Origin of the sequence: Streptomyces sp. NPDC047117 (genome assembly GCF_040643545.1) — a bacterium.
In the GTDB taxonomy this organism is placed as follows: domain Bacteria; phylum Actinomycetota; class Actinomycetes; order Streptomycetales; family Streptomycetaceae; genus Streptomyces.
In genome coordinates this window covers 97,335-111,336 of the sequence record NZ_JBEYUN010000019.1, presented here as the reverse complement: position 1 = coordinate 111,336, position 14,002 = coordinate 97,335, and the positions used below count along the sequence as shown (strand labels likewise).

13 protein-coding genes are annotated in these 14,002 nt (G+C 70.1%); 6 read left to right on the top strand and 7 right to left on the bottom strand.

Going from position 1 to position 14,002, the window contains the following annotated elements; all coding sequences use genetic code 11:
- Window positions 1-109: 109 nt before the first annotated feature.
- Entirely contained in the window at window positions 110-1,129 is a 1,020-nt protein-coding gene (locus ABZ840_RS30180) for a zinc-dependent alcohol dehydrogenase family protein (RefSeq protein ID WP_361564687.1), read from the bottom strand.
- A 321-nt stretch (window positions 1,130-1,450) separates the two neighbouring features.
- Between ABZ840_RS30180 and ABZ840_RS30175 the strand changes: the two genes are divergently transcribed.
- From ABZ840_RS30175 to ABZ840_RS30165, 3 genes are all read left to right on the top strand, one after another.
- Window positions 1,451-2,344: a helix-turn-helix transcriptional regulator gene (locus ABZ840_RS30175; protein ID WP_361564684.1), complete on the top strand. Its 894-nt coding sequence runs from the start codon at window positions 1,451-1,453 to the stop codon at window positions 2,342-2,344.
- A 242-nt stretch (window positions 2,345-2,586) separates the two neighbouring features.
- Complete coding sequence (locus ABZ840_RS30170) at window positions 2,587-3,147, top strand: hypothetical protein (protein WP_361564681.1); 561 nt, start codon at window positions 2,587-2,589, stop codon at window positions 3,145-3,147.
- Between the two features lie 160 nt (window positions 3,148-3,307).
- A complete protein-coding gene (locus tag ABZ840_RS30165; RefSeq protein WP_361564679.1) occupies window positions 3,308-3,466 on the top strand; it encodes a helix-turn-helix domain-containing protein in 159 nt (52 codons plus the stop codon).
- A gap of 145 nt (window positions 3,467-3,611) precedes the next feature.
- Here the strand turns inward: ABZ840_RS30165 and ABZ840_RS30160 are convergent, their stop codons facing one another.
- Both ABZ840_RS30160 and ABZ840_RS30155 read right to left on the bottom strand, forming a co-directional pair.
- Entirely contained in the window at window positions 3,612-4,577 is a 966-nt protein-coding gene (locus ABZ840_RS30160) for a M56 family metallopeptidase (protein WP_361564676.1), read from the bottom strand.
- Between the two features lie 9 nt (window positions 4,578-4,586).
- On the bottom strand, window positions 4,587-5,009 hold the full coding sequence (locus ABZ840_RS30155) for a BlaI/MecI/CopY family transcriptional regulator (RefSeq protein ID WP_361564673.1): 423 nt from the start codon (window positions 5,007-5,009) through the stop codon (window positions 4,587-4,589).
- 415 nt (window positions 5,010-5,424) lie between these two features.
- On the opposite strand from ABZ840_RS30155, the gene ABZ840_RS30150 reads away from it, so the two are divergent.
- Window positions 5,425-6,009, top strand: a complete 585-nt coding sequence (locus ABZ840_RS30150) for a carbonic anhydrase (protein WP_361564670.1) — start codon at window positions 5,425-5,427, stop codon at window positions 6,007-6,009.
- 64 nt (window positions 6,010-6,073) lie between these two features.
- On the opposite strand, the gene ABZ840_RS30145 is transcribed toward ABZ840_RS30150, so the two are convergent.
- Window positions 6,074-6,433 carry a metalloregulator ArsR/SmtB family transcription factor gene (locus ABZ840_RS30145; protein WP_361564668.1) on the bottom strand — a complete coding sequence of 120 codons (360 nt, stop codon included), beginning with the start codon at window positions 6,431-6,433 and terminating at the stop codon, window positions 6,074-6,076.
- Window positions 6,434-6,571: 138 nt separating this feature from the next.
- On the opposite strand from ABZ840_RS30145, the gene ABZ840_RS30140 reads away from it, so the two are divergent.
- Both ABZ840_RS30140 and ABZ840_RS30135 read left to right on the top strand, forming a co-directional pair.
- A complete protein-coding gene (locus ABZ840_RS30140) occupies window positions 6,572-7,972 on the top strand; it encodes an MFS transporter (protein WP_361564665.1) in 1,401 nt (466 codons plus the stop codon).
- 177 nt (window positions 7,973-8,149) lie between these two features.
- Window positions 8,150-9,373: an acyltransferase family protein gene (locus ABZ840_RS30135; RefSeq protein ID WP_361564663.1), complete on the top strand. Its 1,224-nt coding sequence runs from the start codon at window positions 8,150-8,152 to the stop codon at window positions 9,371-9,373.
- Window positions 9,374-9,425: 52 nt separating this feature from the next.
- Here the strand turns inward: ABZ840_RS30135 and ABZ840_RS30130 are convergent, their stop codons facing one another.
- From ABZ840_RS30130 to ABZ840_RS30120, 3 genes are all read right to left on the bottom strand, one after another.
- Window positions 9,426-10,544: a peptidase C39 family protein gene (locus tag ABZ840_RS30130; RefSeq protein WP_361564832.1), complete on the bottom strand. Its 1,119-nt coding sequence runs from the start codon at window positions 10,542-10,544 to the stop codon at window positions 9,426-9,428.
- Between the two features lie 116 nt (window positions 10,545-10,660).
- Window positions 10,661-12,781: an iron ABC transporter permease gene (locus ABZ840_RS30125; RefSeq protein ID WP_361564660.1), complete on the bottom strand. Its 2,121-nt coding sequence runs from the start codon at window positions 12,779-12,781 to the stop codon at window positions 10,661-10,663.
- 14 nt (window positions 12,782-12,795) lie between these two features.
- Window positions 12,796-13,860, bottom strand: coding sequence for an iron-siderophore ABC transporter substrate-binding protein (locus ABZ840_RS30120; RefSeq protein ID WP_361564657.1), 1,065 nt, complete (start codon window positions 13,858-13,860; stop codon window positions 12,796-12,798).
- Window positions 13,861-14,002: the final 142 nt, after the last annotated feature.

The window sequence follows — 14,002 nt, the reverse complement described above, 5'->3', positions numbered from 1 at the left end:
GGGCTTCCACCACCGGGGCAGGGGCTCGGCGCCCGGGGCCGGGCAGGCCTCAGGCATCCGGCCCCGGCCGACGGGCCTGTCCCCGGCCAGTAACGACGGGCGTACCGATTCAGGGCGTGAGCAGTGCCTTGATCGCGCGGCGCTCGTCCATCGCCCGGTAGCCCTCGGCGACCTGCTCCAGCGGCAGGGTGAGGTCGAAGACCTTGCCCGGGTCGATCCGGCCGGACAGGACGCGGTCGATGAGGTCGGGCAGGTAGCGGCGTACGGGGGCGGGGCCGCCGCGCAGGCCGACGTGGGAGAAGAACAGTTCCTGGCCGTCGACCGCGACATCGTGCGGTACCCCGACGAAGCCGACGTTGCCGCCGGGCCGCGCCGACTGCAGCGCCTGCTGCATGGCCTGGGCGGTGCCGACGCACTCCAGTACCGCGTCCGCGCCGATGCCGTCGGTGAGGTCCTTGACGCGGGCGACGCCGTCCTCGCCGCGCTCTGTGACAATGTCGGTGGCGCCGAAGTCCAGGGCGAGCTTCTGACGGGATTCGTGGCGGCTCATCGCGATGATCCGCTCCGCGCCCAGCTCCTTGGCCGCGATCACACCGCACAGGCCGACCGCACCGTCGCCGACCACTACGGCGGTGGAGCCGGGCTTGACCTCCGCGGCCAGGGCGGCGTACCAGCCCGTACCCATCACGTCGGAGACCGCGAGCAGGCCCGGCAGGAACTCGTCGGCCGGGTGTCCGTCGGTGGCGACGAGGGAGCCCTGAGCGTGGGGAATACGGACGTAGTCGGCCTGGCAGGTGCTCATGAACTCACGGTTCAGACAGCTGGACTGCCAGCCGTTGCGGCAGTTCGCACACGTGTTGTCCGAGGTGGCGAAGGAGCCGACCACGAACTGGCCCGGCTTGACCGAGGTGACCTCGCTGCCGACCTCCTCCACGACGCCGACGTACTCGTGGCCCATCGGGTGCGGGTCACCGATCGGCTCCAGGCCGCGGTAGGGCCACAGGTCCGAGCCGCACACGCAGGTGACGGCCGTGCGGATGATCGCGTCGGTCGGCTTCAGAATCTTCGGGTCGTCGAGGTTGTTCTCGAAGCGCACATCGCCGGGGGCGTGGATCACTGCTCCGCGCATGAGTGGTTCCTTACGTTCTGAGGGGCGGCCCGCGAGCGCGGAGCGGCCCACTGGGCCGCTCCGCGGCGGGCCCGCGTGCAGTTACGTACCGGGGCGCGAGGACGACACCACTGCCGTCACTGGCGTGACTGGCGTGACTGGGCGTGACTGGCGTCGGCGCACTCCCGGGTGGGCACACCCGGCCTCCGCGGCGCCACCGCACCGGGCCGGGAAGTGCCACGCAACCCAGGTAACCGCCATTTCTCGCGTGCAGCGAGTCACCAGCGAGGGGTGTACCACCAGTACACCCCTCCTGCGGCGTGTGCGGCGTACGGTCGAGGTGTGGACAACCGTGAAGAGGTCCGCGAGTTCCTGACCTCGCGGCGAGCAAAGATCACCCCCGAGCAGGCCGGGCTGCCCACCGGGCCCCGGCGCCGTGTTCCCGGGCTGCGCAGGAGCGAGGTCGCCGCGCTGGCCGACGTCAGCGTCGAGTACTACGCCAAACTCGAACGCGGCAGCCTCGCCGGCGTCTCCCCCGCCGTCCTCGAAGCCGTTGCCCGCGCACTCCAGCTCGACGACGCCGAACGCGCCCACCTCCTCCACCTGGCCCAGGCCGCCGACGGCACCGACGCCCTCACCAGGCCCCGACGCCGACGCAGCAAGGGCCAGTGGACGCCGCATCCCAGCCTGCAGTGGACGCTGGACGCGATCACCGAAGCACCGGCCTTCGTCCGCAACGGCCGCATGGATCTGCTCGCCGCCAATCAGCTCGCCCGCGCCTTCAACAGCGACATCTACAACAGCAGCTGCCAGCCACCGAACTTCGCCCGCTTCAACTTCCTCGACCCCGTGTCCCGGCGCTTCTACCCCGACTGGGACCTCGCCGCCGACATCTCCGTCGCCATCCTGCGCACCGAAGCCGGCCGCAACCCGCACGACAAGGAGCTGCACGACCTGGTGGGTGAGCTGTGCACGCGCAGTGAGGAATTCCGTACCCGCTGGGGCGCCCACAACGTCCGTCATCACGGCACCGGAATGAAGCGCTTCCACCACTCGGCCGTGGGCGAGCTCACGGTTGCCTACGAGGGCCTGGAGATGGCCGCCGAACCCGGCCTCACCCTCACCATCTACACCGCCGAACCCGGCTCCCCCTCCGAGGAAGGACTGCGCCTCCTCGCCTCCTGGGCCGCCACGCAGGAAACGAACCCGTCGACGGATTCCCTCTCGAACAACTGACAGGCTCAAGCAACTGACACTCTCGACCGGTCGACGTGCTCACCCAGTTGGCAGCGATCGAGCGGGTCCAGACGAACGGCTGGGGTGTCGCCCCCATCCCCTCCGCCGGTGTCGAACTCGCCGCCAGGTAGCGGACGATCTCTGCCTCGACCACCACAACGTCACCCGGCTCATGTCAGGCGGCCTCGACTCCCGCTGAGCGAGGTACAGTCCCGGCGAGCCGATCGGAGCCAGGGGGCAGCTTGAACAGCTCAATCAGTCAGATCGTGATCGCGGTTCTGGGCATTGGCGGCACCCTCGCTGCCGCCGTGATCACACAGCGCGGTGCCGACCGCGCCAGGGCCCGCGAGTTGGAACACACGAGGCAACTCCAGCAAGAGGAGCGTGAGTACGCCACGCGCCAGGCCCGGCTCGAGGCACGGCGCACGTGTTACGCCACCCTCAGCGCCGGCACTCGCGACTTGGCCAACGTGATGGCGAAGGCCCTTCACGCCCTGGACAGAGGCGAGATGACCGAGGAGCTACGGGCAGATCTGGACCGGGCGCGCCGTGAGCACCGTATGCGTCACGCCGAGGCCCAGATGGTGCTGCCCGACACCGTGGCGGAGGCGGCCAGCACGGCAAATCGTCATCTTGGTGATCTCTATGGCCTGTTGATGCGACTCGATGGAAACGTTGCGCAGGAGGGGGAGAACCTGGAGGCCGCCTCGGAGAGCTTGGACAAGCTGTGGGATCCCTTGTGGAAAATGCGCCGCGTCATGCGCGTCGACCTCGGGATCACGGAACCCGACCAGGATCTGTAGGGGCCGAGCACAGCTTCCAGATCACCGACCGCTCCGCAGCGCGCGACCGAGACATCGTCCGAGCGGCGTGCAGGCCCTGGCTCCTGGAGGGAACTCCAGGAGCCAGGGCTTTCTGCGTCGCTATGCACATGAACGCTGAACCCCCGCGAATCACTGCGAAATGCTTATTGCTGCCCCGCCGGGCAGGCCGCACACTGTCCAGCACCGTCTCCAGCGCTTCGCCGAGCTGACGGGCCACGACGTACGACGCCCTGAAAGCGCGGCACTCGTGACACTCGCGCTGCGTGCCCGCGCTCGGCATCTCGAGGGCGGAATGTGATTGCTCTCCGCGGAAGCCGGCCCGTCGCCGGCCTCTGTGCGACACGAGCGTTACCTCCGGCAAGAGCGGCTTCGACGCGCTGAGCACCTTCGACGCGCTGAGCACCTTCGACGCGCTGAGCTTCTTCTCCACCGACGTCACGCCGTCAGCAACCGGAATGCGCGGTGCCGGCAAGGAGGGCTGCGGGGGTCATGGCGAGTACCACGGGGAGTGCGAGGACGACTGCCATGACCACTGTGCTCAGGGCGGGCGCCAGTGCCTTCGCGTGGGACGGTGCCGCCCTGAGGAGGCGGCGGATGCGCTCGGCCGGGTCGGTTCCTGTCATCGCGGGCAGCCCGGACACCGTGGCGGTGGGGCCCACGGCGCACATCTCCAGCAGCGCCGAGGCCACGGCGCGCCGGCCGTGCTCCTGCGCGGCCCGGTCGTCCGCGGCCATCTCCGCGAGGCGGCGCACCTGTTGGGCGTATCCGCGTGAGAGGCCGGTCCAGCCGAAGGCCGCGGTCAGGACGTCGGCGACGAGGAAGGCGCGGTGGTGACGGTATGCCAGGTGGGCCCGCTCGTGTTCCAGCGCAGCGGCGAGTTCGGTGTCGGACAGCATGTCCAGTGCCGCCGTGGTCACGACGATGCGTGAGCCGTTGCGTGTCCCGGGGATGCAGAAGACCGCGGGGTCCGTGTGCTTCAGCACGCGTACGTCCGAGTCGTGGATGCGGTCGTGCTCCCTCAGGGCGTCGGCCGTGAGCCGGTACTTGTTCCGCTCCCGGCGGAGGCTCAGCAGGCTGCGCAGGGTGAGGCCGGCGAGCGTCACGGATCCCAGGAAGAGAACGGCCAACGCGGCCCGGGGAATGTCCGCCACCAGCCAGGAACCGCCGTAGGCGTCGTGGACCAGCGGCTCGTCAGCGCTGAAGAGCCACATCATGAGGTGTTCCCACAGGTCGTGCGCGACCAGGAGGAGGAAGCCCACGATCGAGGCCAGCAGGCTCAGAGCGCAGGCATGCCAGCTGCGCAGGGCGGCTTGCGGGAAGCGGGTTACCCAGCGCGCACGGGTCAACAGGCGGGCGGCCGGCCCGCCGAGCAATACCGCGTAGGCGAGCAATGCTGCGATGAATAACACAGTGTGGCCTCAGAAGTTGGTATCGGCTTCGGGGTCGGGGGCGGGATCGGAGTCGGTATCCGGATCGGGATCGTGATCGGGGGGCAGGGTGTCCAGTGCCTTGCGGAGGGCGGCCGCCTCGTCGGCGTCGAGGCGGCCGGCGAAGTGCAGGAGCGCGTTCGCGCGGTCGGTGGAGGAAGCCAGGGCCTGCTCCATGAGTTCGGCCGTGTAGTCGTCCGCCGAGCGCAGCGGGCTGTAACGGTAGGACCTGCCGCACTTGACTCGGCCCAGCCATCCCTTGGTCCGCAGACGCTCGGTGACCGTCATCACCGTGGTGTAGGCCAGCGGACGCTCCTCGTTGAGGACATCGGTGATGCGCTGAATGCTGAGTGGTTCCGCACTCGCCCACACCACGCGCATGATGTCCGATTCCAGTTCGCCGAATGGTCTCAACGCGTCCGACCTGCCCTTCTCTCTCTTCGCAGGGGAAGCCACCTGCGGGGCGGTGCCACCGTCACGACTACGGAACCCCTGAACTTCTACGTTGCGTAGTAGTTTGGAGGCGTGGACATCGACCGGCACAGGTCGGCGGCTGACAGCTCGCGTAAGCCACCACCTGACACCCACTCAGCGCCGCGCCGACATGGCTCGGTCGCCGGGTTTGGTGCCGTTCTCATCGTCGGTGTCACCGCCCCGGCCGCACAACGCGATCGGCTCGCAGGTAAGCACGGCAGGGGAGCCGTCCCACACACCCACGGCGTACGTCGCGTACGCCATGTCGCGGGGCCGGTCATGACGCCCCGCGCGGCCCAGCAGCCACCTACGACACCCCCTGCCCTCCATTGCCCGCAGCTCAAGGCAGGCCACCATGCAGTCACTCATCGAAAACGCCCGCGCCTTCCGGTCGAGCCTTGCCGAGAGCCGTGACGATCTCACCGCGCTCGCCGAAGGACAGCGCCCACAAGCCCTCTTCCTCGCATGCTCGGACTCACGCGTCGTACCGTCGCTGATCACCGGTGCTCGTCCGGGCGAGATCCTCGAACTGCGCACCGCCGGCAACATCGTCCCGCGCCACAGGTCCGAGGCCGACTGCGGCGTCGGCGCCACCCTGGAGTTCGCGGTCATCGCGCTGCAAGTGCCCCACATCGTCGTCTGCGGACACTCGTGCTGCGACGCCGTACAAGGCATGGTGGCCGACAAGCAGTTGCCCGGAATGGCGCTGTTCAACCGCTGGCTGCAGCGGGCGGAGTACCGCTCGCAGCCCGCCGCCCTGCGCAAGGGTGTCGCCACGCAGCGCCATCTGGAAACACAGCTCAGGCACCTGCGCTCCTACCCGTGCATCGCGCGCCGCCTGCGCGAGAGGCGACTGCGCCTGCACGGATGGTTCTACGAGATCACTTCCGGCGAGGTCTTCGCCTACGAGGAGCGGGAGCGCATGTTCCGGCCGTTGTGACCGGTCAGGTGGACACGTGATCCCAGGGAGCACGTTCCCGGTCAGGCCGTCGCCGCCCACCCCGTCAGTCGTGCGCGGCCTCGCCGCTGACGCGGTGGTCCGCGTGGCTCAGTGCCTCCAGTACGAGACGCCGCAGGTGCCCATCGCTCAGCCGGTAGTAGATGTGCCGGCCCGCGCGCCGCGTCTCCACCAGCCCGGCGAGCCGTAGCTTCGCCAGGTGCTGACTGACAGCGGTCCGCGAGGCCTCGGTGCGCTCCGTCAGCGAGCCGACGTCCGACTCCTCCTGTGCCAGCACCCACAGCAGGTGCAGCCGCGTCGCGTCCGCGAGCAGTGCGAACACCCCCGTCGCCTCGGCCAGGCGTGCACTGTCGGGGACCTGCAGATGCGCATGTGGTGCAGATGGCACTGCATCGCGTTCGGACATGCATACAGCCTAGAGCGCGGCGCCGAGCGTGCGATCCATCAACCGTGGCGGGTGACGTAAACAATAGGTGCGCAGATGCGCACCTATTCGTATAGTGGGCGGAGTCAGCCTCGACCGTTCGGGCCAAGGGACACCCGCATGCTCTCCGTACTGCGCGACCGCACGTACCTGCACCTCTTCGCGGCACAGGTCATCGCCCTCGTCGGCACCGGGCTGGCCACCGTCGCACTGGGCCTGCTCGCCTACGACATCGCCGGCGCGGCCGCCGGTTCGGTACTCGGCACCGCTCTGGCGATCAAGATGGTCGCGTACGTGGCGATCGCCCCGGCCATCGGTGCGATCGCCGACCGGCTGCCGCGCCGTGCCCTGCTCGTCGGCAGCGACCTGATACGCGTCGGCGTCGCCCTGATGCTGCCGTTCGTCGACCAGGTCTGGCAGGTCTACGTCCTGGTCTTCGTGCTGCAGGCCGCCTCCGCCGCCTTCACCCCCACCTTCCAGGCCGTCATTCCCGACGTCCTGCCGGCGGAACGCGACTACACCCGGGCGCTCTCCCTCTCCCGGCTCGCCTACGACCTGGAAAGCCTGTTCAGCCCGGCGCTCGCGGCCGCACTGCTCTCCCTGATCACCTACAACTGGCTCTTCGCCGGCACCGCCGTCGGCTTCCTTGCCTCGGCCGCCCTGGTGGTCTCCGCGGTACTGCCGAAGCCGGTCACCGCCCAACCCACCGAAGGCACCGAACACACCGGCAGCACCCGCGGCAAGGCCGGCGCGGGCGCCCGGCTCTTCTTCACCACGCCACGGCTGCGCGCACTGCTCGCCCTCAACCTGGCCGTCGCCGCCGCGAGCGCGGTCGTCACCGTCAACACCGTCGTCTACGTCCGTGACCACCTCGGCCGTTCCGCGGGCGACGTACCGGTCGCGCTCGGCGCGTACGGCGCGGGATCAATGGCCGTCGCACTGCTGCTCCCCCGGGCGCTCGACCGCATTTCCGACCGGACGGTGATGCTGAGCGGCGCCCTGCTGCTCACCGCGGTCTTCGCCGGCCTCGGTGGCGTCACCGCGGCCGATACGGGCAACTGGCGGTGGTCGGCCCTCCTGGCGGCCTGGGCCGCGTTCGGCGCGGCCTGCTCGATGGTGCTCACGCCCACCGGGCGGCTGATCCGCCGGTCGGCACCGGCCACGGGGCGTGCCTCCGCGTTCGCGGCGCAGTTCTCCCTCTCCCACGCCTGCTGGCTGCTGACCTATCCGCTCGCCGGATGGCTCGGCGCGACGGCCGGGCTGCAGTGGGCCGTCCTCGCGTTGGGCACGACGGCACTGGCAGGCGGGCTCCTGGCACTGCGACTGTGGCCGTCGCGCGACCCGGACCGGGTCCCCCATCCGGACCGGATCACCCACCTGCACACCGCCCTGGACGCCGAGCACCCGCACCTGGCCGACGCCGCCCGCGCGCCGGAGGGCTGGCGACACAGCCACACCTACGTCATCGACAGCCTCCACCACACATGGCCCACAGCTCCCCACCACGCTCCCGGCCACTGACCCGTCCGACTCGTTCATTGCTCTGCCGTCTCGGAACATCGAAACCGGTGTGGTCCAAGGGACCGCAGCCGTTGCTTTTCGCACCACCTCACTCAGAAAAACTGACCTCGGCTTCGATATTCGGCCGAAGCCCGGTGGGTCGTTTCCTGTTTCAACTGAAACGGCCACGTTGGAGCAATGGCGTACAAGTCCTCGCTGGCCGGTGACACCACCACCGAGCCGGCTCAACCGTCCCCACAAGCCGCAGCCCCGGCCACCCGGAGGCTGGTCGGTGTCGACCTGGCACGCGGACTCGCGGTGCTGGGCATGTTCACCGTCCATGCCGGCCCTGCCCCCTCGGACGCCGGGCCACTGGCTCCGCTCGTGGAACTCACCTACGGCCGCTCGTCCGCACTCTTCGCCCTGCTCGCCGGCTTCACGCTGGTGCTCATGACCGGCCGCTCCGAGCCCAGGACCGGTCGAGCCGGCCGCCAGGCGGTGGGCAGGGTCCTGATCCGCTCCGTCGTCCTGTTCGCCCTCGGGATCGCCCTGATCGCGCTGGGCACCCAGCTCGACGTGATCCTCGCCTACTACGCGCTACTCTTCGTCTTCGTTCTGCCGTTGTACCGGCTGCGTGCCTCATCCCTGGCACTCGCGGCCGTCGTCACCGCACTGGTGCTTCCCCAGGTCCTGTACTTCATCAAGGTCGCCATCGACGGCGGGAGTTGGTCGGACACCCTGATCGCCACCGATCCGCTGGCGCGGATCACGGACTCGGACGGCGTTCTCGACCTGATGTTCACCGGTCCCTACCCGGTCCTGACCTGGATACCGTTCCTGCTGGCGGGGATGGCGGTGGCCAGGCTCGACCTCTCCCTGACCGCGGTGCGCATCCGGCTGGCCCTGACCGGCATCGGTCTCGCCATCCTCGGTTACGGCGGTTCGTGGGTGGCCCTGCACGTGGTTCCGGGCGCGTACGCGGCCATCGCGGCCGGCACGGACAGCGATTCCCCGTCGTCGGCCTGGTGGTCCGAGACGGTCGGTCAGCCCACCGACAACTTCGGCGAGTGGCTGCTGGTGGCCGCGCCGCACAGCCAGACCACGCCGTCCATCGTGGGCGCCACCGGCGTTGCCCTGGCCGTGCTGGCCGGCTGTCTCATCGCCGTCGACCAGCTGCCTCGCTTCCGTCGCCTGGCCGCACCGGTCACAGCGGTCGGCATGGTGTCCCTGTCCGCCTACGTCCTGCACATCGTCGTCATCCGGGCCGTGTGGAAGGAAGACCTGCCGGGCTCCTGGGCGGAGCTCTTCCTGTTCCTCGCGGGCGCGATGCTGCTGGCTGTCGCATGGACGCGCCTGTTCCGACGCGGGCCGCTGGAGTACCTGCTGCACACCGCCGCCAAGCCCGCACGCCTCATCCGGTGACGCACGGACGGCAGGCAGGGATGGCAGGCAGGTACGGCCTGAGGAGTAACGGTTACCGCTGCGGGCGGCCGATGGTCACGGCGCCGCGGAAGCGGTCCGGCGACTCTCCGGAGCCCCCGGAGTTCCCAGAGTCCCCGGAGTTCCCGGAGCCCCCGGAGTCCGACGAGATGCTCGCGATGGTCGACATGGTGTCGAGTGACGAGTCCGGAACGGGGAGTAGGTGGGCGTCGACCCAGGTGTCCCCCGCGTCCGCCTGGGCCCACGGGTCCTCGATCACGACGGCGCCGGGTACGGCGCCGTGGCAGAGCACCCAGTGCGGTACGTCGAACCCTTGCATCCCGGCGAGCGAGACCAGGAGCAGCACGTGTTCCCGTCGGCCGATCGCACTCCGGATCGCGGCCAGAGAGAGGTGGTGCGGGTCGATCGGGACGCCGATCCGCCCGGCCTCCGTACGCGACGTGCGTTGGAGCAGGGCACGCCATTCCTGCTCGTTCTCCGGGTAGTGGTCGAGCAGGACGGGCCGGCCCACATCGAGGTGGACCGTGACGGGGGACGACGGCCACGCTCGGCGCACGGCGACGCCCAGTCCGACGGGCTCGCACGCGGGAAAGTTGGTCGCGCCGCGCCACAGTGTCAGCTCCGCCTCGCGGTCGAGTGCCGCCCGCGGCAGTGTGCCCGCGTGCGTCTGCGCGACCAACGCGGTGACGGCGCCACACGTGAAGTGCGTGGTCTGCCCGTAGTACGGGGGTTCGGTCACCGTGGTCAGCGTGGTCTCCGTGGTCTCCGTAGTCACCTCGTCGTCATGCAGCCAACGGACGTACCCGGTATCGGGCCCTGCCGCGTGCTCCGTCGGCGTGAGCGGAGGGCTCAGCGGGGCGAAGCCGGCGGCAGCGGCCGCCTCCGGACTCGCCGTCCAGCCTTCCCACTTGACCTGCGCGAGCCCTCGGCGGCGTGCGTGGGCGACGACTGCCTCGACGGCTGCCGGTACGTCGCCGACTGCGTCGACGATCTTCAGGTACGCCGTGTGCGGGCGTGCCGTCACGAGCGCGGCGGCGACCCAGTCCGTACCGGCCGTACCGGCCGTGCTCGGAACCGCCACGATGTGGGGAGCGTGCGCGGACCGGTCGACCGTGTGCCAGCGTTCCGGCACCTCGTGGTGTCCGAGCCGCATCAGCAAGGCCGGCAACGTATCGGGCTCGAACGGGACGACGACGCTGCTCACAGACGCTTCGTTCACAGTCGCTTCGTTCACAGACGCTTCCTGTTGTTTCTGCCGTTTCTGTTGCGTCATGCGCGGGACTGCCTGAGCACCCAGACGAAGTACGGGGCTCCGACCAGCGCGATCATCAGGCCCGCCGGCACCTGGGCGGGTGCCACGACCGTGCGGCCGAGGGCGTCGGCCACGCAGACCAGCAGCCCGCCGAGCAGCATCGCGACGGGGATCGCGCGACCGTGCCGGGCGCCCACCAATGACCGGGCGAGGTGCGGGGCGACGAGCCCCACGAAGCCGACGACGCCGACGGCGATCACGCTGAGCGCCGCGAGCACCGCGGCGATCGTCAGTGCGGCGAAGCGTGTGCGTACCGGCCTGACGCCGACGATGCGCGGGGTGTCCTCGTCGACGGCGAGCAGGTCGAGCCGGCCGCGCATGGCGAGCAGCACGGGGAGCGCGAGCGCCAGGGCCACCGCGACCGGTACGACGTCGGGCAGCGTGTGTCCGTAGGTCGTACCGGAGAGCCAGGTGAAGATCCGGGGCGTGTTGTACGGGTCGGCACGCAGCAGCAGGAAGGTGGTGATCGAGCTGATGCCGTACCCGCAGCCGATGCCGATCAGTACGAACCGGTCGGGCAGGAACCCGCCGCGCCAGGACAGCAGGGCGATCACCGCGAACGTGGCGAGCCCCGCCGCGATGGCGACCGCGATGAGCAGCGGCTGTCCGCCGGACAGGCCCGACGTGACGACGGCCGCCGCCCCCAGCCCGGCGCCCGCCGTGATGCCGAGCACGCCCGGCTCAGCCAGCGGATTGCGCACCGTGCTCTGTACGACGCAGCCGGCCAGTCCGAGTGCCGCACCGGCGAGGACCGCAGCGAGCACGCGCGGGAACCGGTCGTCCAGTGCCTGGCCGATCAGGGCGGGGGCGGCGCCCTGCGCCCAGAGCGCGATGTCCCCCGTACGCAGCCAGAGGCTTCCCGCCAGGACCGCCACGAGCGCCGCCCCGGCCAGGAGTGCCACCGCGCCGAACACAACGAGCAGGAACGCGCGGCGCGATCGTGCGGCGACCCGCGCGTGGGGTGGTTGCCGGACCCGGCCCGTGTCGCGGAGGCGGAGTGCGAGGACCACGATCACCACGGCGCCGAGCAGCGCGGTCGGTACGCCGGTGGGAATGGAGGCGGCCCCGTCCGCACCCTGCACCGCGCGCAGCGACGCGTCCGCGAGCAGAATGAGCAGCGCACCGACCAGTCCGGCCGCGGGCACCAGGAAGAGGTGGCGGCGCAGCGCCCGTACCTTTCCGGCGACCAGTCGGGCCAGGACGGGGGCGCCGAGGCCGACGAAGGCGATCGGGCCGGCGAGTGTCACCGCCGTGCTGGTCAGGAGTACCGCGCAGAGCACGGCGGTCACGCGGGTGGTCCGGATCGGCACGCCGAGGGAGGACGCGGCGTCGTCGCCGAGGTTCATCACGTCCAGCCGCCGGGACAGCGCCAGGGCGACGCACAACACCAGGGCCACGAGAGGCAGGGCCCGCATCGACGCGTCGATGTTCAGTTGGGCGAGCGAACCGCTCCCCCAGGCGAAGAGACCGGTCGTGTTCTGCTTGAACAGGATGAGCAGCATCGCGGTCGCCGCGTCCAGGGCCATCGCGATCGCCGATCCGGCGAGGATGAGGCGGGTGCCGACGGTGCCCGCGGCGCGGCCCGCGAGGAGCAGTACGAGCGCCGCCGCTGCCAGGCCGCCGGCGAAGGCGACGGCGCCCGACGCCCAGAGCGGTACGGCGAGACCGAAGGCCGCGACGAGCGAGAGCGTGAAGTAGGCCCCGGCCGAGACCGCGAGGGTGTCCGGGGAGGCGAGCGTGTTGTGCGTGACGGACTGCAGCAGCGTGCCGGCGCAGCCGAGGGCGAAACCCACTGCCACGCCCGCGAAGAGGCGCGGCAGCCGCGAGCCGGTGAGAATCTCGCCGACCGGCGCCCCACCGGTGTTCTCCCGTTCCCCGGCGAGATGCCGCACCAGGTCACCGACGCCGACGCCCGATGTTCCCTGCGTCAGGTGCCATATGCCCACCAGGGCGGTCAGGACGAGAAGGGCTGTCAGGACGGCCGCCCCGGCAGGGCCGCCGCCGCGCTCGACGCGCGGCGGCGCTTCCTGTTGCGGTGCCGATGTTGCTGGTGTGCTCATTTCTTGCGCTGTGCTCACTTCTTGCGTTGCGCTCACTTGTTGTCGAGTACGTCGACGTAGGCGTCGATCGCCTGCTCGCAGGAGCGCGGGCCGCCGGCACCCCACACCCGGGCGGGGAAGGAGTGCGCGCGGCCTTCCTTCACGGCCGGGATGGTCTTCCAGAGCGGGTTCTTCTTCAGCGCGGCGACGTACCCACCGGCTCCTGCGTCATTGGCGTAGAAGAGGTTGGCGTCCCCCACCGAGGTGAGTCCCTCGACGTCGGTCTGGGCGAGACCGTAGGACGGGTCGACGCCTCCGTCACCGTGCGCCTTGTTGACGTCGTCGGTCCACGCGGGGTGCATGCCGAGCTCTTCGCCTATCTCGGTGAACAGGGCGCCCTTGCTGTACGGGCGGACGGTGAGGTTGCCTCCCTCCAGCCATCCGTCGAAGAAGAGGAAGTCCTTCGTCGGCAGATCGGCGTCGGTGACCTGCTGCTTCGCCGTCGCGAGGTGCTCGTCGAACTCCTTGAGGACCTTGTCCGCGCGCTCGGTGCGTCCCGTCGCCTCGCCGATCATGCTGAACACCTCCCGCATGTTCCCGATCGGGTCCTTCGGGTCCGCCCCCCGCGTGGCCATCACGGGGACGCCTCGCTTCTCCAGCTTCGAGATGATCTCGTCGTCGGCCTTGAACGCCTCCACGACGATGAGGTCGGGCTTCGCCGCGTAGAGGGTGTCGAGGTCGGGCTCCTCACGGGTGCCGATGTCGGTCACCCCGCTGGGCAGCTTCTCCGCGCTGACCCAGGTGCTGTACCCCTTAGCGTCGGAGACCGCGGTGGGAGTGACGCAGAGGGTCAGCGCGTCCTCGACCTGCTGCCACTCCAGGACCGCGATCCGTTCGGCGGGCTTGTCGAGCTTCACCTGCCGGCCGACGCCGTCCTTGAAGGAGACCGGCTTCGTCGAAGTGGTCGTGGTGTCCTTGGCGCAGTCCTTCGACGACGGCGACGCGCTGGCGCCGTCGCCCGCCGCGGCCTTGTCGACGTTGGTCGTGCCGCAGGCCGTTGCGGCGAGGACGATGAGTCCCGCGGAGGCTGACGCCGCCAGGCGACGGGAAAGCTTCATGAAATATCCTCGTTTGCGGTTCATGGAGTGAGTGGGTCAGTGGGTGCGTGGGAACGGCGGGGGCGCCGCTCCAAGCGAGACGCCCCGCTTCAAGCAAGGCCCCGCTTCAAGCAAGGCCCCGCTTCAGGCGAGGTATCGCCTC

What these genes read in the sequence shown, in the direction of transcription:
- ABZ840_RS30180 (WP_361564687.1), bottom strand. Translation starts at nt 1,129, where the DNA reads ATGCGCGGAGCAGTGATCCACGCCCCCGGCGATGTGCGCTTCGAGAAC.
- ABZ840_RS30165 (WP_361564679.1), top strand. Translation starts at nt 3,308, where the DNA reads ATGCTTATTGCTGCCCCGCCGGGCAGGCCGCACACTGTCCAGCACCGT.
- ABZ840_RS30150 (WP_361564670.1), top strand. Translation starts at nt 5,425, where the DNA reads ATGCAGTCACTCATCGAAAACGCCCGCGCCTTCCGGTCGAGCCTTGCC.
- ABZ840_RS30145 (WP_361564668.1), bottom strand. Translation starts at nt 6,433, where the DNA reads ATGTCCGAACGCGATGCAGTGCCATCTGCACCACATGCGCATCTGCAG.
- ABZ840_RS30140 (WP_361564665.1), top strand. Translation starts at nt 6,572, where the DNA reads ATGCTCTCCGTACTGCGCGACCGCACGTACCTGCACCTCTTCGCGGCA.
- ABZ840_RS30135 (WP_361564663.1), top strand. Translation starts at nt 8,150, where the DNA reads ATGGCGTACAAGTCCTCGCTGGCCGGTGACACCACCACCGAGCCGGCT.
- ABZ840_RS30130 (WP_361564832.1), bottom strand. Translation starts at nt 10,544, where the DNA reads ATGCGGCTCGGACACCACGAGGTGCCGGAACGCTGGCACACGGTCGAC.
- ABZ840_RS30120 (WP_361564657.1), bottom strand. Translation starts at nt 13,860, where the DNA reads ATGAAGCTTTCCCGTCGCCTGGCGGCGTCAGCCTCCGCGGGACTCATC.